General features: G+C 43.1%; 30 protein-coding genes and 4 tRNA genes. 6 read left to right on the forward strand and 28 right to left on the reverse strand.

The window, feature by feature from the left end; translation table 11 throughout:
- Positions 1 to 17: 17 nt before the first annotated feature.
- The 5 genes from RQP50_RS27595 to RQP50_RS27615 form a co-directional block, all read right to left on the reverse strand.
- Positions 18 to 344 carry a hypothetical protein gene (locus RQP50_RS27595; protein ID WP_315747358.1) on the reverse strand — a complete coding sequence of 109 codons (327 nt, stop codon included), beginning with the start codon at positions 342 to 344 and terminating at the stop codon, positions 18 to 20.
- A 306-nt stretch (positions 345 to 650) separates the two neighbouring features.
- On the reverse strand, positions 651 to 1,358 hold the full coding sequence (locus tag RQP50_RS27600) for an ATP synthase subunit B family protein (protein WP_315747359.1): 708 nt from the start codon (positions 1,356 to 1,358) through the stop codon (positions 651 to 653).
- A 132-nt stretch (positions 1,359 to 1,490) separates the two neighbouring features.
- The gene (locus RQP50_RS27605) at positions 1,491 to 2,045 is read right to left on the reverse strand and encodes a hypothetical protein (protein ID WP_315747360.1); all 555 of its coding nucleotides are present in this window, start codon (positions 2,043 to 2,045) and stop codon (positions 1,491 to 1,493) included.
- Positions 2,046 to 2,130: 85 nt separating this feature from the next.
- Positions 2,131 to 2,889: a hypothetical protein gene (locus tag RQP50_RS27610; RefSeq protein WP_315747361.1), complete on the reverse strand. Its 759-nt coding sequence runs from the start codon at positions 2,887 to 2,889 to the stop codon at positions 2,131 to 2,133.
- A 41-nt stretch (positions 2,890 to 2,930) separates the two neighbouring features.
- Positions 2,931 to 3,059: a hypothetical protein gene (locus RQP50_RS27615; protein ID WP_315747362.1), complete on the reverse strand. Its 129-nt coding sequence runs from the start codon at positions 3,057 to 3,059 to the stop codon at positions 2,931 to 2,933.
- A gap of 714 nt (positions 3,060 to 3,773) precedes the next feature.
- On the opposite strand from RQP50_RS27615, the gene RQP50_RS27620 reads away from it, so the two are divergent.
- Positions 3,774 to 5,105: a hypothetical protein gene (locus RQP50_RS27620; RefSeq protein WP_315747363.1), complete on the forward strand. Its 1,332-nt coding sequence runs from the start codon at positions 3,774 to 3,776 to the stop codon at positions 5,103 to 5,105.
- A gap of 42 nt (positions 5,106 to 5,147) precedes the next feature.
- On the opposite strand, the gene RQP50_RS27625 is transcribed toward RQP50_RS27620, so the two are convergent.
- The 19 genes from RQP50_RS27625 to RQP50_RS27715 all read right to left on the reverse strand — a co-directional run bounded on the left by RQP50_RS27625 (position 5,148) and on the right by RQP50_RS27715 (position 17,831).
- Positions 5,148 to 5,636: a hypothetical protein gene (locus RQP50_RS27625; RefSeq protein WP_315747364.1), complete on the reverse strand. Its 489-nt coding sequence runs from the start codon at positions 5,634 to 5,636 to the stop codon at positions 5,148 to 5,150.
- 115 nt (positions 5,637 to 5,751) lie between these two features.
- Positions 5,752 to 5,931, reverse strand: coding sequence for a hypothetical protein (locus tag RQP50_RS27630; protein WP_315747365.1), 180 nt, complete (start codon positions 5,929 to 5,931; stop codon positions 5,752 to 5,754).
- Positions 5,932 to 6,949: 1,018 nt separating this feature from the next.
- On the reverse strand, positions 6,950 to 7,957 hold the full coding sequence (locus tag RQP50_RS27635; protein WP_315747366.1) for a hypothetical protein: 1,008 nt from the start codon (positions 7,955 to 7,957) through the stop codon (positions 6,950 to 6,952).
- Position 7,958: 1 nt separating this feature from the next.
- Positions 7,959 to 8,498, reverse strand: a complete 540-nt coding sequence (locus tag RQP50_RS27640) for a crossover junction endodeoxyribonuclease RuvC (protein ID WP_315747367.1) — start codon at positions 8,496 to 8,498, stop codon at positions 7,959 to 7,961.
- Positions 8,499 to 8,630: 132 nt separating this feature from the next.
- Positions 8,631 to 8,804: a hypothetical protein gene (locus RQP50_RS27645; protein WP_315747368.1), complete on the reverse strand. Its 174-nt coding sequence runs from the start codon at positions 8,802 to 8,804 to the stop codon at positions 8,631 to 8,633.
- Positions 8,805 to 8,818: 14 nt separating this feature from the next.
- Entirely contained in the window at positions 8,819 to 10,213 is a 1,395-nt protein-coding gene (dnaB, locus tag RQP50_RS27650; RefSeq protein ID WP_268594194.1) for a replicative DNA helicase, read from the reverse strand.
- A complete protein-coding gene (locus RQP50_RS27655) occupies positions 10,210 to 10,554 on the reverse strand; it encodes a replicative helicase loader/inhibitor (protein ID WP_315747369.1) in 345 nt (114 codons plus the stop codon). Before RQP50_RS27655 ends, dnaB begins: the two co-directional genes overlap by 4 nt.
- A complete protein-coding gene (locus RQP50_RS27660) occupies positions 10,532 to 11,422 on the reverse strand; it encodes a MarR family transcriptional regulator (RefSeq protein WP_315747370.1) in 891 nt (296 codons plus the stop codon). The genes RQP50_RS27655 and RQP50_RS27660 overlap by 23 nt, the downstream gene beginning before the upstream one ends.
- An 11-nt stretch (positions 11,423 to 11,433) precedes the next feature.
- Complete coding sequence (locus tag RQP50_RS27665) at positions 11,434 to 11,622, reverse strand: hypothetical protein (protein WP_268598181.1); 189 nt, start codon at positions 11,620 to 11,622, stop codon at positions 11,434 to 11,436.
- 202 nt (positions 11,623 to 11,824) lie between these two features.
- Complete coding sequence (locus RQP50_RS27670; RefSeq protein WP_315747371.1) at positions 11,825 to 12,532, reverse strand: MBL fold metallo-hydrolase; 708 nt, start codon at positions 12,530 to 12,532, stop codon at positions 11,825 to 11,827.
- Entirely contained in the window at positions 12,532 to 13,617 is a 1,086-nt protein-coding gene (locus RQP50_RS27675) for a hypothetical protein (protein WP_315747372.1), read from the reverse strand. The genes RQP50_RS27670 and RQP50_RS27675 overlap by 1 nt, the downstream gene beginning before the upstream one ends.
- Positions 13,618 to 15,609, reverse strand: coding sequence for an AAA family ATPase (locus RQP50_RS27680; RefSeq protein ID WP_315747373.1), 1,992 nt, complete (start codon positions 15,607 to 15,609; stop codon positions 13,618 to 13,620).
- The gene (locus tag RQP50_RS27685; RefSeq protein ID WP_315747374.1) at positions 15,606 to 15,809 is read right to left on the reverse strand and encodes a hypothetical protein; all 204 of its coding nucleotides are present in this window, start codon (positions 15,807 to 15,809) and stop codon (positions 15,606 to 15,608) included. Before RQP50_RS27685 ends, RQP50_RS27680 begins: the two co-directional genes overlap by 4 nt.
- A gap of 358 nt (positions 15,810 to 16,167) precedes the next feature.
- Entirely contained in the window at positions 16,168 to 16,428 is a 261-nt protein-coding gene (locus RQP50_RS27690) for a hypothetical protein (RefSeq protein WP_315747375.1), read from the reverse strand.
- Positions 16,425 to 16,694, reverse strand: coding sequence for a hypothetical protein (locus tag RQP50_RS27695; protein ID WP_315747376.1), 270 nt, complete (start codon positions 16,692 to 16,694; stop codon positions 16,425 to 16,427). Before RQP50_RS27695 ends, RQP50_RS27690 begins: the two co-directional genes overlap by 4 nt.
- A 13-nt stretch (positions 16,695 to 16,707) precedes the next feature.
- Complete coding sequence (locus RQP50_RS27700; protein ID WP_251487807.1) at positions 16,708 to 16,950, reverse strand: helix-turn-helix domain-containing protein; 243 nt, start codon at positions 16,948 to 16,950, stop codon at positions 16,708 to 16,710.
- 86 nt (positions 16,951 to 17,036) lie between these two features.
- Positions 17,037 to 17,276 (reverse strand): hypothetical protein, encoded by a 240-nt coding sequence (locus RQP50_RS27705; protein ID WP_315747378.1) that lies wholly within the window; start codon positions 17,274 to 17,276, stop codon positions 17,037 to 17,039.
- On the reverse strand, positions 17,273 to 17,581 hold the full coding sequence (locus RQP50_RS27710; protein ID WP_315747379.1) for a hypothetical protein: 309 nt from the start codon (positions 17,579 to 17,581) through the stop codon (positions 17,273 to 17,275). Before RQP50_RS27710 ends, RQP50_RS27705 begins: the two co-directional genes overlap by 4 nt.
- A 1-nt stretch (position 17,582) precedes the next feature.
- The gene (locus tag RQP50_RS27715; protein ID WP_315747380.1) at positions 17,583 to 17,831 is read right to left on the reverse strand and encodes a helix-turn-helix domain-containing protein; all 249 of its coding nucleotides are present in this window, start codon (positions 17,829 to 17,831) and stop codon (positions 17,583 to 17,585) included.
- A gap of 160 nt (positions 17,832 to 17,991) precedes the next feature.
- On the opposite strand from RQP50_RS27715, the gene RQP50_RS27720 reads away from it, so the two are divergent.
- The 5 genes from RQP50_RS27720 to RQP50_RS27740 all read left to right on the forward strand — a co-directional run bounded on the left by RQP50_RS27720 (position 17,992) and on the right by RQP50_RS27740 (position 20,861).
- Entirely contained in the window at positions 17,992 to 18,396 is a 405-nt protein-coding gene (locus RQP50_RS27720) for a helix-turn-helix domain-containing protein (protein WP_315747381.1), read from the forward strand.
- 32 nt (positions 18,397 to 18,428) lie between these two features.
- Complete coding sequence (locus RQP50_RS27725; RefSeq protein ID WP_315747382.1) at positions 18,429 to 18,755, forward strand: hypothetical protein; 327 nt, start codon at positions 18,429 to 18,431, stop codon at positions 18,753 to 18,755.
- A 74-nt stretch (positions 18,756 to 18,829) separates the two neighbouring features.
- Complete coding sequence (locus RQP50_RS27730) at positions 18,830 to 19,381, forward strand: ImmA/IrrE family metallo-endopeptidase (protein ID WP_315747383.1); 552 nt, start codon at positions 18,830 to 18,832, stop codon at positions 19,379 to 19,381.
- On the forward strand, positions 19,362 to 19,685 hold the full coding sequence (locus RQP50_RS27735) for a hypothetical protein (protein ID WP_315747384.1): 324 nt from the start codon (positions 19,362 to 19,364) through the stop codon (positions 19,683 to 19,685). The genes RQP50_RS27730 and RQP50_RS27735 overlap by 20 nt, the downstream gene beginning before the upstream one ends.
- 18 nt (positions 19,686 to 19,703) lie before the next feature.
- Positions 19,704 to 20,861, forward strand: coding sequence for a tyrosine-type recombinase/integrase (locus tag RQP50_RS27740; protein WP_315747385.1), 1,158 nt, complete (start codon positions 19,704 to 19,706; stop codon positions 20,859 to 20,861).
- Positions 20,862 to 20,960: 99 nt separating this feature from the next.
- Here the strand turns inward: RQP50_RS27740 and RQP50_RS27745 are convergent.
- The 4 genes from RQP50_RS27745 to RQP50_RS27760 form a co-directional block, all read right to left on the reverse strand.
- Positions 20,961 to 21,044 (reverse strand) — tRNA-Leu (locus RQP50_RS27745).
- A 12-nt stretch (positions 21,045 to 21,056) separates the two neighbouring features.
- Positions 21,057 to 21,132: transfer RNA gene (locus RQP50_RS27750), tRNA-Lys, on the reverse strand.
- A 6-nt stretch (positions 21,133 to 21,138) separates the two neighbouring features.
- Positions 21,139 to 21,213: transfer RNA gene (locus tag RQP50_RS27755), tRNA-Gln, on the reverse strand.
- Between the two features lie 12 nt (positions 21,214 to 21,225).
- Positions 21,226 to 21,301, reverse strand: a tRNA-Thr gene (locus tag RQP50_RS27760).
- Between the last annotated feature and the right edge of the window lie 45 nt (positions 21,302 to 21,346).

Here is a 21,346-nt window from a genome sequence, read left to right on the forward strand (position 1 = left end):
AAAGCACCCGAAGGTGCTTATTTCAGATTATACTTTTTAAAAAATGTCGATCTATATTTATCAATTAATTGCGCAACTTGCTCTGAATCATTGGCATTGATTACATCTGATAAAAACTTATCCATCAGATCGTAATCAGAATCTTCCATTTCCTCGAGGTTTCTAATATGCGCGTTGTAAATTCCTATTGCGTAAGCCGCTCCTGTTTTAACACGTTCCAATGAGCCAAAATTAAAAATGTCAGTGTCTGCAAGGTGTGCAGGATCGTTCCCACGCCCAACTTGCTTGTTTAGAGCAAAACTAAATGCACTACAAATAAAGTTTTCGTATAACAAAGCTGACATAACTTTTTCCTCCCCTCATTGATATATTAATATTTTCACACATATTTCCCTATATTTCCACAAGGGATTATGTCGAATGTAAACTGATTTAGAATCAGTCCCGACTCTTTTCCCTACTATTTCCCTCGAATGTCTGTTTGTGTTAAGTTGGTTTTGCCATATGTGCATCCATAACACTCTCGTAAAACGATTCTACGGTACCACCATGACGTTTTCTAATCTTCATCTTACATTCGACTCATTAGAATATGCGTACCTTAGAACGGCTAATATTCGCTGGTTTTAAAACAAAAAAAAGAACACTTATCAAAGTGCTCTTTCACGGAGATCTCTATAATATCTGTTTCCATCGCTTAATATACTTCCATCAATTCTGAGCGAATAAAGCGCGGTAACAATTTCTTCTTTACTATAACCTGTAATCTTTTCTATTTCTCCTATTGTGATTCCTACGAATCCTGACTCTTCAATTTCTTCAAGTATGTTTTTTATTGTAGTAGATACTATTTTCCCGTTATTCTTTTTATGTAGTTTAATATTATTAGTTAACTGTGTATTCTTGTTAGTCTGCATTGCATTTTCAACTTGGTTCTGAATTGAATTAAGTTTCTTTGACAATTCTTTAATTTGTGTAGAGTATATATTCTCAGCTGTAGACTCTTCCAACTGTTTTTTAGCTTCTTCAAGTGCATCTATCAATTTTTTAGCCTCTACGATTTCACTAGTCGCTTCGGTTAATTCATTATTAATTTTGTTACTACGATTCTTTAATATGCCAATAAAATTACTTTCATCTGTAAAATCACTTGGGGCATATAAAACACCGTGTTTGAACAACAGCACAAGAAAAAATAAGACTATTAAGACAAATGGAAATAACATAACAAACCAAACAAAAGTTCTTTGGATCTCAATAGGCAAACCTATCAAAACTGTTGTGCCGGCTATTTCAGCAATACCCGCAAAGATAGCTATTATCGTAAGTGGATTTTGTACCTTGCTTTTATTATTCACATGATTCACCCCACAACCATAATAACCCAATCGTCATTATGAGACAATAAGCGTCACTTCATGCTACTCCTTTGGTCGTTTTATTACAAAAGAAAAAACACCTGTATCGGTGCTATAAATCTAGATTCCTTTTCATCTCCATAACAGATGCAATCTAGCTTCCTTCTCATTTCCATATTTCGCAAACAGCTCATTATATTCAGCTATTTTTGCTGCCATCAAGTCTAAGTCTGTAGTATAAACAAACTTGTTATTACTTTCATAAATATTAAGTTGTATATTGGCTGTTGTATTAAGAAGATCTAAGTGTGCCTTCATTTCAATAAAATCCTTATAATACTCCAAAGGTATATAGTCATCATTAATTTGATTCAATACATCTATGCAATACGATAAAGCATTTATTTCATTCCTTAGTATTGCAATTTTCAACTTCAAAGTAAGGTCGGTATTGTTTACTGCACTTGAAATTTCACTGGCTGAACCAGCTGCAGATTTTAGCCAATTGCAGATTTTAAGATTGCTCTTTAAAAATTTTTCAATTTCCTTATTTTGTTCTTTTTTTAAATCGAATTTTACTTGTCCTCGAAATACAAATATCGAGATACCGCCCGCTAGAAGAGCTCCAATAAAACCGCCAAATGTCTGAATCCATGCATTAGCATCAATGTTGTTGAAGAACTGCACCAGTATTATCCCTCCTAATCGTCTTATTTCGACATCAGGAAGGACTACCCTTCTACAGCAAAAGAAAAAGCACCATTTAAGGTGCTTAATACTCTGCAACGGAAAGTTCATTTTTAAATTGTTTTTTCAATTTATCGACATTCAAGGAAATTTGTTTATACAGAGTATCAGTATCCGTACGTGCTTTATTATTCAAGACTTCATCCATCTCGTATGAAATCATAAAGATATCATATATTATGTTCTCCAGAATCTCATCAAAGTCTTGTATTATCTCCTGTATTACTTTAACACCTTCATCTGAAAGAAAGAGTTCTACCTCTAAAAAATAATTACGAAAAACCTCATAATCATTCTTAACACTTTTGGTCTCTAACCTTTTAATTGCATACTTAATATCTTGTATCTTTTCTTCAGCTGCTTCTTCGTCTTCTAACCAACGATCTGTCAAATATTCAATTTCCTTTTGTCCAACACTTTTTTCAATTAAATATCGTTCAACAAACTCTTTACTAAGCAATTGAAAAAGAGGGAAATCCCAGTTGTTTTTCAAATTATTTAGACCATATGTCGCCTTAAGAAACAATTTAAACAACTCGGGATAGATTTCATGTTTCTTACTTCGATATAAGTTAAAATCAAGCATCATTCTTTGTAGATCGAACTTTTTCGTTTCTAAAACACCTTGTAAATTAGTTTTATATTCCTCTATTTTTTTTTGAAATTGCTGATCGATATATTTTTCAGAAGTATGTTTTACAAAAAGCCAAATTGCTCCTCCGACAGAAAGAATTATAGATGCCAATGATAAGGATATATTCCACGGGTCAACTTGAATATTCAATTTAGCCATCTCCTTGACTTATTTACTGCAAAAGTATCACGTCATGGCTTCTTTGTACAGGTAGGCATCATACAAAATTGCTTCGTGCCCGTCCAGTCGCCCCATACACACCCCTTGCATTTAACCGGCTGCTTCGGCGGATCTCTAAAACGTTTCTTTTTCTTCTTCATAGGTAATTCCTCCAACAAAAAAAGCCGCCCAAGAATGAGCGACTTCGGTTTATATATAAAGTTATTTCAATCAAAAAGTTTTGTTCGAGCAATTGCGTCCGCAAACGGCCGCCGCAAAATTGCTTCGCTCTTTGCTTAAAATCTTTACGTACTTTGTAACTAGAGAGGAAGAACAACACCATTTTACAAACGCCTCATTTTCCACGTCAAAATGATATTCACTCAAAAACCCCGTTTAACTCCACTAATGCTTAAGCACATAAAAAATCGCTCCCTATTTTCATATAGCCTGTCACAAAGATAAACAGCTCTCTATATTTAAGCAACGAAAAGACACATAACGAAAGGGGGAGTAACAATGTATATACTCTTAGGAATTATTTGTACCAAAACCATTCCTGCAGTTTGTCCAGTTTTGGTTGCCTGGTTGAACTACAAGACAGCAATTGTGAACGCTACTAACAAGAAGTAATGAAAACAGGGGACAAGCCGTGTTGGTTTGTCCCCCTTATTGCATACGAGATGAGGTACGCCCCGGTTCAAATGCTGCCTATATGCAGCCGTGCGTGTCATTCTCGCCTGCTCTTTCATGATTACATATTAGCACGGTATTTTCGTCATGTGGTCGTCAAGATTTATCATAATATACCACATTGTCGTCAAATTTTTTGTATTATGGATAAGTGATCACATTTTCAAAAGGGGTATGATTATATGGAAATCAATTTTGAACAATGGATTAAACGACAAGACATTTCTGAAGAAGCTAAGATGCTTTTTGATGATGCCGTTAAATGTTATCGTATAGGTGTTTACAGACCGGCATTCTTAATGTCCTATTTAGGCTTTATGAAGGCTCTAAGAGATAGATTATTAAAGAGTCCAAAGCCGCATCTAATTCATGAAAACCACTGGCCGAAAGTCTTGAATGACCTTAAAGATGAAAAACTTTGGGAAGAAAGAGTATTTACTTGTATAGAGGAAAAAGAGAAAGAGAAAAAAGGCCCCAATGGGGAGAAGCCACCTCCAGTTAGCAAAGTATTCCTGGTAAGCAACGATATTATTGAAGATATGCCCCACTGGAGAAAAATTAGAAATACTTGTGCACATGCTAAGGATTCAATAATCAATCACAGTCAAGTTGAAGAGTTTTGGTCTTTTGTACAGTCACACCTCTCAAAATTTATTGTGAACGGAGGAAAGCAGTGGTTATTAGAACAAATTGATAAACACTTTGATCCTAAATATAAAAAACCTAACTCAGCTTTTGATTACTTGATAGAAAAAATTCCGAATGTAGTACGATCAAGCGAAATTCCAGAACTGTTAACTGAAATTTATAAGGAGCACATCGATCTAACCTTTGATGACGATCATATAAAAAATCGTTTTTGGAAAGAAATCTTCAATTGCACTGACCAAAATGTATACGAAGCCTTCCATACCTTCGTCACATCAGAACATATAATATTTTCCGAGTTCATGGAAGCATTCCCAGAAAAGTTAATGATGTTCTCAGAGAATGAGGAATTAATGAGATATTTCTGGCACCATTCTTTATTTGAAAACATAGGTAATTTCCTGGATTGCTTCTGGATATTGGCAACTACCCTTATTGAGAATGAAGTAATTCAAGATGAAGAAGAGAAAAGGGATTTTGTCCAAAAACTCGCTACAAAAATTCATCCTTTGGGAATACCAAACGACAAACAAATCAGGCTATTTGATCAATATGGATTTTTCGAGCCAGTAAAAAGCCACTTTAACTCACTTACAGTTCAATATCGCGGATATGATAATGCTAATTCCAAAAGTTTTTATTTAATATATTATTTAAAATATAAGGCCCTGGATAGTGAAATAGTAAAAATACTAAACTCACTATTTAGAGCTGGTTACCACTTTGGTAGATTTTATAATGGCCTCTCAGAATTCATTGATAGTAACCCTAATTTTCTTCCAACCTTCCGAGAAATTGCTTCAAAAGAGGGGATTCAATTAGCAGATTATTTCCAAGAAGAGTTTCATCCCGTTGAGCAGTCTTAATATGATAAAAAGTCAGGCACGGATGATCCGTGCCTGACTTTTTTAAAACTCTTCTATTTGCTCAAAAAAACTCCATAGCTTCAGGGTATCAGCAATTGCAATAACCCCATCTTCAATACGTCTATCGATCGTACTACTACTCAATCCCCGACGAAAAAATAGAATTGTCTCTTTCCTCGTATATCCTTGAATATATCGATAGTCTACCGCCTTCTTTACTTCCTCATCAATAATAGTCCTGTAGGCACGCTGCAGCATGCTGGTATAGAATTTATACTGCTTATACACCCAGCGCTGCTTCTCGTTCAAAATAACAGCATTTGCCGTTTTATCTGCATGCAAATCATCTGAATCTATCCGGCGGGCAGCCTCCCCATCGATGGCTACCTGCGCCATTTCCTTCTCAAATTGCTCGTAATCACGCATTAGCATGAGCATATCTGTATATTTTTCGAGAAGGAACTTAGTGCGTTCGACTTCCTCTTTTGTTGCTTTAGCAAAGAGCTCACACTGCCCCCACACCATCGCCATTCCCCTCATTCCCCTCGTTATGGTATATTGGTTATGGAACATGAGGACATGTTACAAAACGCCCCCGCAGCCTGGCCAAGGATCAGCGGAGGGCGTTTTATTATTGGTTGACCACCTACCACTCCCCACCCTTCCGGATATACTTCCCGTTCCACTTCTTCTGTGGGGCAAAGACTTCGGTCTGTCCCTTGTAGTCACGTGGTTTTAAAGCATCAAGCCGCTCGCATTCTGCTTGCAGCTGCTCCTCAGTTAGAAAGTATGAATCGATTTTTTTATAATCAACCACATTATTCATCAGCTGTCCCCCCTAACGTGATACAGAATGAAAAAGGCCCCAAGTAAAATGCATGCTTTCGTTTTCCACTCCAACTGCTTCCAAGCATCCAGTACCCAATGAACCACCGTCGGAGGTTTATATCTATCTCCACTTTCATTCCCTTTACCTCTCTGTCCAATTTTATTTGTGAAAATATTTCCATCTATGATAGAATAGAAACCGTATTACCGTAACACCCATCCCACACGTAAAGGAGGGATGGCCATATGAATCTAAGGAAAATCAAAATCATTTTTGACCTCATCATAGTCTCCGTAGAGTTCACATTTGGTCAAAAACCGAAAAACGGTTCATAACGGCCGGATTGAAGGGATTGAGTGGATATACTTTATCCTCTCAATCTGGCCTAAGCGTTACATATATGAAATGAATTTATTAATTTGTCTGTAATTCATCTAGCTAAAATCATCTACACATTTAACATGAACGCCGCAATCGTCCCGTAAGCAAGCAACGAAAGCGACATTGCCACGAATGATGCTGCAATAACTGCAATGAAAAGTTTGAATCTTACTTTGTTCATAAATCCTCCCTCCACATTTCCATAACGGTTTCCGCTTTAGTTACTCCATCACTGAATTAGCCCCAATTGCTTAAATGCCATCAGAAGTTTTTCAAATGCTGATTGTCTAATGTTTGAATAAGTCACTGCGCTAAGTGGTGGGTTAATTTTCTGAGAATAAACCTCCAGATCCGATACTCTCGTCTTTTTCATATAGCGTTCATACACTAAGCATCTTTCTATCGGATCCAAGTGTTCGACTACAGCGTCAATGGATTTACAAATCTGCGCTTCCTTCGGAACTACTGGCAAGTTAAGTCGATTCAAAAAACTGAACTGCCTATAAGCTTCGAATATTCTTTCGATCGTCATTTTGATTTCTCTTTGAGTCACAGCCTCACCCGCACATACGTTCTGTTTAACGGCCGCAAAGGGCCGCCAAACGACTTCAAACCTTAGGATTGTTAGGATGTCTTAAGCCGCTCCTCCGTCTTTCATTTGCTCTTGCACACGCTTTTTGTACATGCTCCAGCGACTACTCAACTGCCCACTTGTCATGCCCGCTTCATTAGCAATTTCACGCCAGGTCTTATTCTCTTGCAGACGCTTTTCAAGTAATGCTGGAAAGTCGAGAGGAAGATCTTCATATGCTGGGCGATGCTGCAGGATGAACTGTTCCAGTGCTTCTTTATCAACTGATTCAGTTTCGCTACCAGCAGTAGTATCCTCATTGCCTGCTGCCTGTTGTGCCTGCTCGCTATCTTCACCAGCAGTCACTTCTTGTTCTGGTTCAAACTCTACTGAATCAGTGCTAGTTGCTCCCATGTCGGATCCGTCGTGCCCATCTGACTTTGTATCATCAACTTCTTCAGCACTGCCCTCTTTATTCGCTGCAGGTTCCGGTTCAAATTGAACATTGCCCTTTCTCCACTCGTCCCATTTGATCGCCAGCGGTGCAACCCGTGTCCGATAATCTTCGATGATTTCAGCAACCCGTCCGCTGCTCACATCGAGCTCATTAGCAATCTTCATGTACGTTTCCCCGCTACGAATGCGCTGAACGTAGGCCGCGAAGTCATAAGGCAAATCCTCGTATGTCGGTGCCAGCCCAGAAACGATGAAGTCGTCAATGATGGTCTTATCTGATTCCTTCGCTTCGTGCTTAACCGGTACTTCCTCTTTCGGAACGCCTTCCAACTCCATCTCTACCTGTTCGCCTTCTGGCTTAACCTCAGATACAACACCCTTTTCATCCACCCGATAGTTCTTGATCGGTTTCTCCGTTCGCGCATCGACTGCAACGTTATATTGCACGACCTGACTCTCCAAAGAGAATCGAATGTTTTTTTCAATCATTTTGCGAAGGTGGTAATAATCTTCACGGCTATCAAGATCCTGAGTAACCTCGATCTGCAGAACCATCTTCCCGCCCTTCTTCATATTTGCTCCCAGCAATGTTCCTTCTGACTCGATGTAACCCATGTTATGCAGCTCCTTTTCCTTTTTTAAGTTTTTGATGGAAGGCCCAGCAGAGCGCAATAGCATCTGACGGGTCGAATAAACGATCTCTAATGTCGCCTTTTTTGAATTTCCCTTTCGGGTCGTCCCGTTGGTACAACACAGGAACCGCAATTTCGTCATAATCCAAGTCGAATAGCATTTGCATTTCTATTGCTACAGTCTCCTTGTCTGCATTCCCTTTGCCCGTCTCCCGTTTCAATTCTGTTGGTCTGACTTCTGCAATTTTGATGCCCTGATGGAGCGCTGCCAGCGTCACCATGGAGTACGCACCAACAAGAGCTATTACACTATTCGCATTCTTGAAATGGACTGGACGCTCCAACACAACGACGTCTGGCTGTTCCTTTCGTAACATGTTGTATGTGTCCTGGTATATTGCATCTAGGACAAACGGCATTTTAATTTCGCTATAATCACGGAGACCAAAATCAATTGGCTTGCCGTTGCTCATGGTTGCCCATCCTGCGTAGTTGGTTCCGTGGTCGATTCCCATCGTTTTCATTCGTCGTTCTTCCCTTCTGTCGTGGCAGCAGACTACGATCGATTACAAACACTTCCCCGATCGTATACCCGTCCTCTCCTATCACTGTGTAGTACATGCTCTGATGAAAAAATGGATCAATAGTCTTCTGCTTCATGACAAAACGCCTACCCGACATTCAAACTCGTGCACACCTTCATTCAATTCGTCCGAATCAATTTGCGGGAATGCTGTTTCTAGCTCCTCACGAGTTGGAACCTGATAGGTCTGTTCGAAGCGCTGCTTCATGTACTCATATACGCCCCATTTACTCATGATCCAGCTCACTGAACACTCCTCCTCTATGCACCACGCTTTTGCTGCTCATTGGCTCGTGTGAGGTTTACGAATTTGTTGAACTGCTTCAGGAATACCAGCTCAACGGTACCAACAGGGCCATTCCGCTGCTTAGCGATAATAATTTCGATAATGTTCTTTTTCTCTGATTCTTTGTCGTAATAATCATCTCGGTACAGGAACGCAACAATATCTGCATCCTGCTCGATCGAACCAGATTCACGAAGATCGGACATCATCGGTCGCTTATCCTGCCGCTGTTCCACTCCCCTGCTTAACTGTGAAAGAGCAATGACTGGGACATCCAGCTCGCGAGCCAGCTGCTTCAACATCCGTGATATCTCAGATACTTCCTGCTGGCGGTTATCACCTCGACCGCGACCTGCAATAAGTTGCAGATAGTCGATGATGATCATCCCTAGTCCATGTTCCTTCTTGAGACGCCGGCACTTTGCGCGGATCTCATAGACGTTTAACCCTGGGGTGTCGTCTAGGAAGACGTTCGCCTCAGCGAGCTGTGCAATTCCGTTCGTCATCTTCTCCCAGTCGCCATCCTCGAAGTATCCTGTCCGCATACGACTGGCATCAACTCGTGATTCTGAGCAAAGCACCCGCTGAACCAACTGCCTCAGCGACATCTCCAAGCTGAATACTGCAACCGTCTCTTTCGTCCTGACTCCAACGTTCTGCGCGATATTAAGCGCAAACGCAGTCTTACCAACTGAGGGACGAGCTGCGACTATGATAAGATCACTCTTCTGGAAACCTGCTGTCATACGATCCAAGTCATCGAAGCCAGAAGGTAACCCCGTAATCCCGCGGTCTTCGTTCCTGTTTTCATAACGCTCTTCAGCTTCCTCGTAGACATCCATCAGTACATCCCTTAATCGGGTGAAGTCCTTCTTCGGTGCCGCCATGTCCCCCAGCCGCGTCGCGGTGTCCTGTAAGCCTGTTATGATCTTCCCGGGGTCGCCCGATGTTGCCGCTTGCTGTATAAGCGCCATGCTTGCCTCGATGCTCTGGCGAAGCAAATACTTTTCCAACACGATGCCCGCATAATGCTCTGTATTGGCTGTGGTCGGAACGCTGCTAGCCAATCGTGTAAGATAACTAACTCCCCCAACGATCGCAGCTTCGTCATGCTCAACAAGCTTCGCAACAAGTGTCAGTACATCGATCGGATCACCTTCAACAGCTAGATCCATCATTCTCCGGAATATCTTCTGATGCTTCGCGGCATGGAATGAGGCTGGTGTCAGACGTTCCTGCAGCATGTCCATCAACTGCGGATCGATCAAAACTGAGCCGAGTACAGCCTGTTCCGCTGCAATATCATGCGGTGGTTCCGCTCCAAGGATGTCAGCCAGTGTCGGGTGGTGCTGTTGTTTCTGCTGGTTCATACTCTCTCACCCCGTTTTAAGATTGACCGTATCTTTTCAAGATTGCCTCGCGGTGGCGGTACTGCTTTCTTCCTCCATTCGTCCAACTGCCTGAAATATTCGTCTGTCTCTTGTTTCATCCGGTTCCTCTCGATCTGTTCTCCTAATCGCCCACGTAGATCCGCAATCGTTGGTGGGAACCGCTCTGTCATGATGTGACTATCAAGGTTCTGCTTCGCAACCTCAAACGGAATATCTCGAAGGTACCTTGCATGACGTTCAACGCTTTCGGCGCTAGCATCAAATGACGGATAATTTTGCTTAATCCCTAGAAGCAATCTAGCCACTTCTGCTCTGTTCATGGCGTTCCTCCTCAGCGATGATTTTCATCAGCTCGTCAAGCTGTTGCTGTTGCTTACTGCGGTATCCATGATGTGAAGGCGGTTGACCAAGGGCGACTGTTCCCTGCGGCGAGGGGGTAGTTATGGCCTTTTCCGCTTCCCAAGCTTCCAAGATGGCGTCTTTGTAATAGCTGAAACTATGAATCTTACCTCCGCGATCTCGGAAAATGGTTTCCATGACTCGAATGATTAGGGTAGTCGGCACTCCCAGGGCGATCATCTCGTGCATCATGGTTATGTCCAAAGCTTTAACATGGATATCTAGCTTGCCATGAATTCGGCAGAATGCTTGCATGATTTCTTCAAATTTCGATCCCGTATTAATAGCAGCAGTATTATATATCTTTGTAATATCTTTATTAGATCGGACATTTTTGTCCGGGTGATCGGACATTTCTGTCTGATCACTTCCTATGTGATCGGACAAATTTGTATTATCAGTGGGTGGGTGATCGGACATTTCTGTCTTGTCATTTTCGAGTGATCGGACATTTTTGTCTGTCTTATCAGAGCTGAATTTCTTTGAATTTTTAACAGTGATTATTAATCCGTGTGGTGCTCTAGTGACTCGTATGTACTCATGTTGTTCTAAGGTGTCTAGCCACCTACTCACCGTCTTATCATTAACCCCAAATTTTTGAGAGATTTCAGACAACTTCATGGGCTTGTTCCCGAGCACTATACCCCACACAATTCCGTCTTTTTCGACTTCCTTTGTCGTGGAGCTAATGCACCAAAGGAATAGCCATATCGCAGTGCTTATGTTCTTGTAGTGCTGTGGCTCCAACAAACCTGAATAAGTCGGAAAAGGAAAACTATTGTTGGGCATTGACTCATCCCCTAATCTATTGCGCGTTCTCTCTTCAATTTCTCTTTCCACGCCTTGTCACCAAGACACTCCCAGAAAGAGATTTCGAAATATCTTCGACCCAGCACGAACGATACAAATCGATTCGTGCTTCGTTCGTAGTACATTCCGTTCAATGACGGCTCCTGTTCAAAGTCTGAAAACAGATCCATCTGAACCACACTCAATTCAATCTCCCCCTATCGTCCCTGAGATAAATGAATGGGTACTTCGCACTGAGAACCGTCCATCCTGGATAGCCTCGTTCAAAATAAATTCTTACTTCCCGTTTGAAGGCCTCTGGATCAGAATCTTTCAACTTCCATATCCGATTACCAATCATGCTTTTCATATGGGTACCAGTCAGTTCATTCATGCGATCACCTACCGTCTAGCAATCATGACTTGTTTGCCAGTCAGCGCCTGAATCTCGCTTTTAAACAGCTCTTCGTCGCTGTTTTTGTCCGACAAATGTAGCAACCAAATCTCCTGTACACGGCGCATATCATTCGCCCGGATAAATTCTTTTATATTCTCAAGGCTGAAATGCGATCGAAGCAGTCTGTTTTTCATGACCGCCGGCACACGTCCAGCAGCGATGTTCTCGCGCAATATCTTGATAGAATAATTGCACTCAATCATGATGTGGGTCAGACCCGCGAACCGGTACCGAATGTAATAGGTATCAGTCGCGAACAGTAGCTTGTCCCCCGATCGATTCGCTAGGATAAATCCTAGCGGCTCAGCAGCGTCGTGTTCGACCTCAAACGGGAGAATAGTCCATGTACCGATGGTAAACTGCTGTCGGGCTGCCACAGGTCGTATACGGTGCCCTGAGAGCCCCAGAGCTTCCGTCGTCCCCTGTCCGGTATAAACATTAATTCCTGCCTTCATCAGATCCTTGATAGACTTGCTATGGTCGCCGTGATCATGCGAGACTAGGCATCCAGCAATATCCGACAACCGAAACTCCAACGCTCGCTGAATGTCCTTGAACCGGAGCCCAGCTTCCAACAGGAGGGACGTATGCCCATCGGTTACCCGATAGGCGTTGCCCGCACTGCTGGAGCCAAGCGGAAGAATGTCGATCATTAGAAGCCAGGCCCTTCTTCAAAGCTGATGACGCCCTGCTCCTGTTCTTCTGATTCAATTGTTCCGCTATCATCGTCCGGTCGTTCTCCCATTTGGAACTCCTCAGAAACTTCAACAGGGTCAACGTCAATGATCTCACCATTAGCCCTCTCTGCGATCTCTTGTTGTACGGCAGTATAGGATTCATCTGTTGTATCTGTATAAACCATCTCGACAAACGCGTTACCGAAGTCTTTAGGAATCTTCTTTACAATGTTATTCCGCATTTTTCTAATGATCATGGACTCTCTACTTTGCGGTTCTGTCCATGCTGGGCTAATGTATTGCTGCAAGTCCGGATCGTCCAAAGCGGCAAGACCGAGCTGTTTCGCCTTATTAAGTATCTCTGCTTTCTTTGCAGTGATCTGTTTCTTCTGATCCGCCGTTGCCTTGAATCGATCAGCACATAAACCAAAGGTCTCGTTCATCAAGTTGTTATTCATATGAGCTATGAGGTTGCGGATAACGTCATCACGTTCTGCAATATAGAACTCAACCGTACCGTCCTTCTTCATAATTGGATATACGACCCGAACAACATCGCCTTTACCTGTCGGCCTCCATTTCGGGGGAATGACGTCAAATCCGGTATAAACGGGATAATCAAATTCATCCCCTTCGCGTACAAGCCAATACTGCCCAACTTTCTTAACATCTCTACCAAATCGAGCGAGAATAGCGTCATTCCCGTCTCCTTCGATCCCCATCTCCACTTGCTTTTTCCAAATCGTTACGTCCTTCCCGTTCTCCTTCTTTTTCACACTAACATTTCGAATTTGGAAAAATACTTCCCGTGGGCTCGCCGCAGCATTGAGCTTAAGCGAAGCCACTTGGATTAGGGTTTGCGTGATGTTGCTCTTATCTAGTTGATCATCGTTCCAACTGATGCCCTTTGTATCAAGAGCGTTATTGATAGACGAAATTGCATTCAGGACACAGGATTTCGAGTATTGATCCATTTCAATACCGTTACCTGTAAGCTGTCGCTCGATCATAGGGAAGTAGTTATCATTTACCTTGGTAAGTACCGTTGAAAAATCACTCAATTAAATCGCCTCCTGCATCTTGTTATGTTGTGTCCCTACTCGAAGTTGTTTGTCCGCTTCAGACACGACCAGGCGGATTACCTGCGCGTCCGTGTCAATCAGCTTCGTAACGGCTTCTGCGTTATCGACGAAAATCGGTGCAGTGAAACCGTAATGCTGACCTAATGTGTTGATGATGTCTAAACCGACATTGATTCGCGCCGCGTTGTTCAATCCACCGTCATATGGCACACCTTTGAAGGTGGTCACGCAAACCTCTTTCAGGCCCCCGTTGATCTGCTGGTCGAATAATTTGAACCGAGCATGATGGAACTTAGAATTGATTTTCGTCTCCAGCATACTGACCTTAGTCCGGATGAACTCCTCCGTGAGGAAAAGTTCTTGTTCAAGTTGCTCGAACTCAGCCGCCAGTGATTTCTCTTGCTTCTCTAGTTCAATAATGCGTTGATCGATTGCTCTTGCTTGGCCAATCTTGGCTTTCTCTGCCTCGAGTGATTCGAGTTCCTTTCGAAGCCCAGCAAGTTGTTCACGAACGGCACCCGCTGCAGCAACGGTCGATGAACGAAGCTCCTCAATTTCCTGTCGTAAGTTCCCCGCCTCAAACTTCAACTGCTGATATCGCGAATCAGCTGCCGGATCTTGCATGCTGGCACGTAGGGCAGTTAATTCTTCTTCAGCAGCGGCGAGCGCTTCTTGCTTTGCTGATAACGCCTGATGGTTCTCTTCAACTGCAACAGTGAACCGATCTACTTCTTCCTGCAGACGCTTGACTTCAGCTGCTGCTGCTTTACCTTCGGTTGAGATTTGTTCCAGGCGTCGTGCTTTAGCAACATTGAAATCAGTCAATTCCTTATCTCTAGCCGCTTGAACCTGATCTTCCGGAAGCGATTGCCCGCAAGTTGGGCAGTTATCATTATGATGATGATCCATCAGTTGTTGACTACTCACTTCAGACCATTTCTCACGTAAGCGTTTCGCGTCTTCCTCACGTCCCTGTGCTCTTCGTCTATTCGTTTCTATGTGGTGCTGAGCGTCATCAATGTGGCGGCGAATTTGATCAACTTCCCGATGGAGTAAATCAACTTCTTCCCGCTTGCGTGAGAGGCGCCCTAATGTCTCTTGCTGCAGCTCGTTCTTGATTCCGATCATGTCGGTTTCAATTTCCCGTAGCCGCTTCTCTTTAACAGATATTTCGCCACCAGATTGTATTCGTGACATTTCATCTTCTTTCGCCGCGATACGTCCACGAACTGTTTGGATGTCCTCTAGCAACAGTTCCTCGTCAAGCTCAGAGATGTTCGGCACGCTGCGGCGCGCCTCATCGATGCGAACCGGAATTTTCTCCAGCTCCTTATTTATGTCTGCCCGTCGTGCTGCGATCACCTTGCGGTGATCCTCAATACTTCGTCCTGACAGGATGGAAGGAAGCTTCTCTAATGCCTTGTTGCTGAAGATGACTTCTTCATCCGTGATATCACCGCAGACTTCTAAGAGAATTCGTCGACGTTGCTCCCACTTCAACTGTTCATTGAAGAATTGCGGATTGGTCAGAAGCTTGAAGACATCCTCTTGGATAACCGTATCAACCGCCGCGGTGTACTCTCCTTGCTTAACTGGCACACCATCCACAAAGTAAGATGTCGTGTGCCCTGTAAACTCGGACAAAGCAGATCCTCTCTTCTTCGTCCATTTCTCGGCGAACACACGCCGGAAAACCTTCCGACGTCCGTCAAGACTGAGCACCACTTCTACTTCATGGTCAAGTCCGTGCTGACGAACGTTTCCAGCTTCGTCAAGTTCCTTGATCTCGAAATCGGTGCGGTTAGTGCTGTCCTTTCCGAACAAGCCCCACATGAAAGCATCAAAAATCGTCGTTTTACCTGTACCGTTGTCGCCAAATGCATCAACATTCCCACCATCAGCTACTAATGCAAAGTCGCGGAAACCCTTGAAGTTACGAGCAGTCAATCGCTCCAATTTAATCTGTTTCATGCAATCTCCTCCTTGCGGTTATTTTTCCGATACTCACGAATGGCAAGTTCGATTTCTTCCAGTTGCTCATCGTCGGCATGCAGTTCAACCGTTCCTGATTGCCCCCTGATTGATAAGGTCGTAGGCGAATATCTGAGCTTCGGCTGGATCACAACCTCGATCCGTCCTCTTGTGACATCCAATGACATAGCCGCTCCCATGGTCATCCTCCTTGTGCATTTCAGACCATCCGTGGTAGAATGGCCGTAATATTTGATTTTCAATGAACCGAAATGACCCGTTGCTGCGGGTCATTTCTTTTTTTTAGGCTTGCTGTTGACTCTCTTAACACTCACAGTAGGAATGAAGTCCCCTTCTTTGGGTGGATCTTGAGAGACGCGGACAATTTCACCGTTATCATCTCGCCTAACCCATAGCAGCTCTTGCATCCAAGGTCGTGCCAATCTATCACCTACTCTCTTATGTATTGATGCGTCAGCCACATCTCTCGACGCCGCACGGAAGGAAAGGTTAGAATACCGTACGACGCCGAGAGACAAAGCCGAAGCTTTGTCATATCTATTCAGATTTGAGAAGTTCGCACTCTTTGAGGAAAGCTTGTTTTATATCGAGTGGAAGCTCACTTATAACCTCATTGAACAAAAGCCACTTAGCGTAAGCTGTTTCGGCCTGAACACGAGCTGACTGAAACTTCTCTATAGGCGTTGTGGTCACATCCATATTGATAAAATACCGAGCACTCAATGAATACTCTTCCGTAACTTGCAAATAGCGCACAGCCAGTGCAGCCGTGAATTGTTTGATATCCTCTTCGTTCACGCTGCTCCCTCCTTGCGTTTCTGTTTTTCAGAGGTTACAATAGACAGCACGAGACACTTCAACCAAGTTCTCAACGACGTCCGGCCTGCCTGCCGGGCGTTTTTTATTTCTTCTTCTGCAAATTCAATCATCATGTTCAGGTATGCCTCAGCGTTCTCCATCTTCCCTGGATGAATCTTTTCTGGATTCTCCTGAATCACCTTCAGATTGTGCTTCGCAGCTCGTCCAGCAGCTAACGCTTCAGCCGCAAGAATCTTTCTATCCATGAAAATACCTCCTTCAAAATGCCGTCATAATGTTTTGAAGAATTGTGATGCCGTCCATGCCGTAGAGTATAGATACAGCAACTTCGGGGGCGTTCGTAGCTTGAATCATTCGCATGAGTGTTGGAACATCAAGTGTTTGCTGGTCGTTTTCCAGCTTTGATATTGCGCTGCGGGACATGTGAACCTTGTCGGCTAATTCTTCTTGGCTCCAGCCTTTTCGCGTCCGCAGCGCCTTGATAATGACACCAAATTTCACAGCCTCTCACCTCCCGTTCGAGATTCGAACAGAAATAGTGGGCGATAAGTTGTAATATGAATTTAAGCAATTCCCCATCTATTCCCTCACCCGCTGGCGCTGGATCCGCACCAGCGGTTTTCTTCTATCTTCCGCAGAGCTTCACTGACATCCCGATTCAACGAACGCCATTCCCTTTTCGAAATCGCTTCAGGATTCTTTGCATGTCCCTTATGTAATGTGAAATTTAATGCCTCTTCGATATCCATTCCTTGAATCTTCACCCGAGCAACCGTCATCGTTATGCAGGCCGCTCGGGACGACTTTCTAAGCCAGCGGAATCTCATTGTTCTTCCCTCCGTGACCGAGCTTTTAACCAATCGAAGAAATCCCACTTTAAACATCGAATGGCGTCTCCTTTCTTTCTTGCCGCATCCAGATGAGGAAACGTTGGATCCTTAGCAGCTTGAGAAAGCGTTGCTTTCGACCAGCCCATCAATTCAAGGATGTGCTTCGAAAGCAGTACATCAGGGTAACGACTCGATTCCAATTTCTTAAGTTGCTGCCATAACTCCTCATTCTGCTCGGCTAAATCAGCGGCTAAGCGAAGCGCCTGTGCAAGTGTTGTGGGCATTTCAAGAACCTTAGCCAAACTAGCTCACCTCCTTTGAAGATATATCATTTGCTGTTTCAGCAAAGTTCTGAGCAAAAAAATTTTCGATCTGGCAATCTAACAATTCCGCAAGAATCGGTAATTGATTAGCCTTAAAAGAATAAATCCCATCTTCATACTTCATATATGTCGAAGCATGCTTAAAACCCAATCGTGTTGCAACATCCTGTAATATTAACCCCTTACTCATACGCCGACTTTTTATAAAATTCAGATCTAGTTGTATCACTTTGCACCCCCTACCATTTGCTGATTTAGCAATTCCGTTAATACAAATATACATTGCCGTTTTAGCAAAGTCAACAGATATTTTGTTATTTTAGCAAATTTCTTTTTTCCGTTTTAGAAAAATGATAAGATATTTGCTGAAATGGAAAGGTGGTATAGTAATGTCGGTTACAGGAGAACGGATTAAAAAGTTAAGAGAACGAGCAGGCTTGAACCAATTGGAGCTTTCGAAAAAGATTGGTATGAATAATAGTGTTTTATCGAGAATTGAGTCAGGAAAGCGTCCCGTTGAACACGATGAAATCAACTTATTTGCTGATTTCTTTGTGGTTACAGGTGACTACTTACTAGGCCGATCTGACACTCCAACTCCAACTACCGACAAGCAGCCATCAAATCTGGAAGATGAAGATTTTGAAGCTTTCATAAACGATCCACAGCATGGAATTTTCTTTAAGGAGTACCTTGAAGCACCGGAAGAGAGAAAAAAAGAACTTATGCAATTCTGGCGCATTATTAAAGAAGCTGAGAAGGGTAGACAATTAGGAGATCGCCAAGGCGAGTAGTGAATAGGTCTTACTAACAAGGGGCTGATATCTTGATAGCTATATTGCTCATCATACTGATTGCCGCAATTTTATTCAATAAAGGAGTCAAGAACGCAATCTCCCTTATTTTCGCTTTTGTCTTCCTTGGCATCCTTTGGCATACGACTTGGTGGATGAAAGTAATCGTTTCACTGTGTCTGAGTGTTATTGTCATTGCTTTGATTTTTCAAATTATTAAAGCCATCAAAGATAAAAAACAACCAACACAATCTCAGCCAAAAAATATTGGTTCTGGACGAATTTCATCTTCTGAGCTGCCTCCAGAATTACAAAAGAAATGGGCAGACTTTGATAAGAAAAAGAAAAGCGAACTTTAAGATACTCTAAGCCCCGTCGGGCTTTTATTTTCACCCTAAATACGAACATACATTCTATATCGGGGGCATTCATCATGATAGAACACTATCAAATGACACGTATTGAGGAGTTTACAGAGAAACTATACGAAAAGATCAATATCAGTAATACATATCACCTCACGATCGAGGAAATAGCGAACCGCCTGAATATCTGGATTTACTACACTCCAATGAGAAGCAAAGCGCTCGAAGTGCGCCCTGGTATGTACTCGATGAATATCGATTCAAGATTACCACCACGTGAACAGTGGATTGAGTTCCTGCATGAGCTATGCCATTTACTCCGGCATGCCGGGAATCAAACCATAATGCCTGAGCAGTTTACTCAGGCGCAGGAAGCTGAAGCTGATGCCTTTACGATGTACGCAGCTATGCCCATTTCGATGATTAGGGTAATGACTCTTCCAGAACGCTGTTGCGATGCTGCAGCAAGCTTGGCTGACGAGTTCAAAGTACCGATTGATATGGCACATCAGCGCCTTGAGCAAATTCGAAGACGTGTGTATGCCGGTAGATTCTTTGCTGCAGTATCCGATCAGGGAAATTCATCAATAGTGAAAGAAGGTGTACAGCTTGCGTATTAGCGCTTATTACGACTTTTATACGGACAGGGTGAGGCCACTTCAGCTAGTCGTCAAACCTGCAGCAAACGAGCTTGATTGGTCAAATGCGCTCTTTATACCAGTGGATGGACCATTCGAACGTCTGGAGCCCGAGGATTATGGGGATATGTTGTGCGTATCTGTGCTGCTCTCAGACTTAATCTTAGGAACGAGCAGTGGACAAATAGGGATTAACCTTCCCTCAATTGCAGAACGACACGGTACTGATATAGAACAATTCCTTATTTTAATGGATGACGTTGAAGAAATATTGCAATTTACCTAATAGGAAGGAGTAGCACCAATGGAAGGACACGTGTACAAACGAGGTAGCACCTGGACGTATGTCGTTAACCTTCCCCCTGATCCTCTAACGGGGAAGAGAAAGCAGAAGTCTAAGGGTGGATTTAAAACAGAAGAAGAAGCAGAGCTGGCCAAGCTCGAAAAGATACTCGAAATCAAAAAAGGCTTGTATAAGCCTGATTCACAAATGACGGTTGAGCAATATCTTGAATTTTGGTTAGAAAACTACTCCAAAGTAAAGCACCGATTAACAACCTATATTACAAATCGAGAGCTCGTTAGGAAACGTATGATTCCTGTATTAGGGAAAATCAAACTAAATAGTTTAAGTGCGGATAAAATAGAGACCTTCCTTACTGAGTTGAAGAAAAAAGGATACTCTGATTCTTATATTCATGGTATTTTCCGCGTACTCCGTAGAGCGATGAGAATGGCACACTTTAAATGGGAGCTTATTCCCACTGATATTATGAAGAAGGTTGATCCACCGCGTGTGACCAAAAAGGAACGTCTTACGTGGACGCTGGAGCAGTGCCAGACATTTCTTAAGGCGGCATCTGAAAGTCGCTTCTACACGGCTTATCTGACGGCCATAAACACGGGAATGCGGCGTGGAGAGGTTCTAGGCATCCAAGAGAGCGACTTTTCTTATGAAAGGACATACATCGAGGTTTCGCAGTCACTGACGTACCATACAGAATTCGGCTTCATCATCCAGGAACCAAAAACAAAGAAATCCGAAAGGCGCACACCTATCATTGATAGGCTTATACTTGAAACGCTGAAAGAGAAAATCGAGCAGAATCATACCAACGCACAAAAGAACGAAGCGTATCAGAAACAATGGGGCTTGATTAATTGCCACTCAGACGGAGAGCCAATACGTCCAGCTCAATTACGCCATGATTACGACAAGATAATCAAAAAGAGTGGATTGCCATACATTCGATTTCATGACTTACGGCATTCATTTGCAACTAACTTGTGGGAGCTTGGCTTCGACCTGAAAGACATCCAAGAAATATTGGGTCATTCCAGTGTAGCAATCACTGGAGACATCTATACTCACATGAGAGAAGAAAAGAAAAAGAACCTCATGGCCAAATATTCAGAAGCAATAAATTCATCAAAAGAAGACCTCGTACCTGTGGATAATTAGTTCTCCGTTAGCAAGGCTGTTAGCATGGGTGGGGAGTATAATGCTCCTCACTTCCCTATAAACAGCAAAAAACCCTTGTCCGACAAGGGTTTAATGATATGGTGCGCGTAGAGGGACTTGAACCCCCACGCCAAAGGCGCTAGATCCTAAGTCTAGTGCGTCTGCCAATTCCGCCATACGCGCACGATATTTAACTGGTGAGCCATGAAGGACTCGAACCTTCGACACCCTGATTAAAAGTCAGGTGCTCTACCAACTGAGCTAATGGCTCTTACAATGGCTGGGGATATAGGATTCGAACCTATGCGTGACGGAGTCAAAGTCCGTTGCCTTACCGCTTGGCTAATCCCCAATAAGGTAACAATGGTGCCGGCGAAAGGAGTCGAACCCTCGACCTACTGATTACAAGTCAGCCGCTCTACCAACTGAGCTACACCGGCATATTATGGTGGACGCTGACGGGATCGAACCGCCGACCCTCTGCT

The organism is Paenibacillus suaedae (assembly GCF_032337355.1).
GTDB lineage: Bacteria > Bacillota > Bacilli > Paenibacillales > Paenibacillaceae > Paenibacillus_B > Paenibacillus_B suaedae.

Coding starts and splice junctions, on each gene's coding strand:
- RQP50_RS27705 (WP_315747378.1), bottom strand. CDS start 17,276: ATGAGATTCCGCTGGCTTAGAAAGTCGTCCCGAGCGGCCTGCATAACG.
- RQP50_RS27685 (WP_315747374.1), bottom strand. CDS start 15,809: ATGGGAGCGGCTATGTCATTGGATGTCACAAGAGGACGGATCGAGGTT.
- RQP50_RS27635 (WP_315747366.1), bottom strand. CDS start 7,957: ATGGGTTACATCGAGTCAGAAGGAACATTGCTGGGAGCAAATATGAAG.
- RQP50_RS27615 (WP_315747362.1), bottom strand. CDS start 3,059: ATGAAGAAGAAAAAGAAACGTTTTAGAGATCCGCCGAAGCAGCCGGTT.
- RQP50_RS27625 (WP_315747364.1), bottom strand. CDS start 5,636: ATGGCGATGGTGTGGGGGCAGTGTGAGCTCTTTGCTAAAGCAACAAAA.
- RQP50_RS27655 (WP_315747369.1), bottom strand. CDS start 10,554: ATGAACAGAGCAGAAGTGGCTAGATTGCTTCTAGGGATTAAGCAAAAT.
- RQP50_RS27740 (WP_315747385.1), top strand. CDS start 19,704: ATGGAAGGACACGTGTACAAACGAGGTAGCACCTGGACGTATGTCGTT.
- RQP50_RS27730 (WP_315747383.1), top strand. CDS start 18,830: ATGATAGAACACTATCAAATGACACGTATTGAGGAGTTTACAGAGAAA.
- RQP50_RS27680 (WP_315747373.1), bottom strand. CDS start 15,609: ATGAAACAGATTAAATTGGAGCGATTGACTGCTCGTAACTTCAAGGGT.
- RQP50_RS27595 (WP_315747358.1), bottom strand. CDS start 344: ATGTCAGCTTTGTTATACGAAAACTTTATTTGTAGTGCATTTAGTTTT.
- RQP50_RS27670 (WP_315747371.1), bottom strand. CDS start 12,532: ATGATCGACATTCTTCCGCTTGGCTCCAGCAGTGCGGGCAACGCCTAT.
- RQP50_RS27640 (WP_315747367.1), bottom strand. CDS start 8,498: ATGAAAACGATGGGAATCGACCACGGAACCAACTACGCAGGATGGGCA.
- RQP50_RS27695 (WP_315747376.1), bottom strand. CDS start 16,694: ATGGATAGAAAGATTCTTGCGGCTGAAGCGTTAGCTGCTGGACGAGCT.
- RQP50_RS27660 (WP_315747370.1), bottom strand. CDS start 11,422: ATGCCCAACAATAGTTTTCCTTTTCCGACTTATTCAGGTTTGTTGGAG.
- dnaB (WP_268594194.1), bottom strand. CDS start 10,213: ATGAACCAGCAGAAACAACAGCACCACCCGACACTGGCTGACATCCTT.
- RQP50_RS27720 (WP_315747381.1), top strand. CDS start 17,992: ATGTCGGTTACAGGAGAACGGATTAAAAAGTTAAGAGAACGAGCAGGC.
- RQP50_RS27620 (WP_315747363.1), top strand. CDS start 3,774: ATGGAAATCAATTTTGAACAATGGATTAAACGACAAGACATTTCTGAA.
- RQP50_RS27630 (WP_315747365.1), bottom strand. CDS start 5,931: ATGAATAATGTGGTTGATTATAAAAAAATCGATTCATACTTTCTAACT.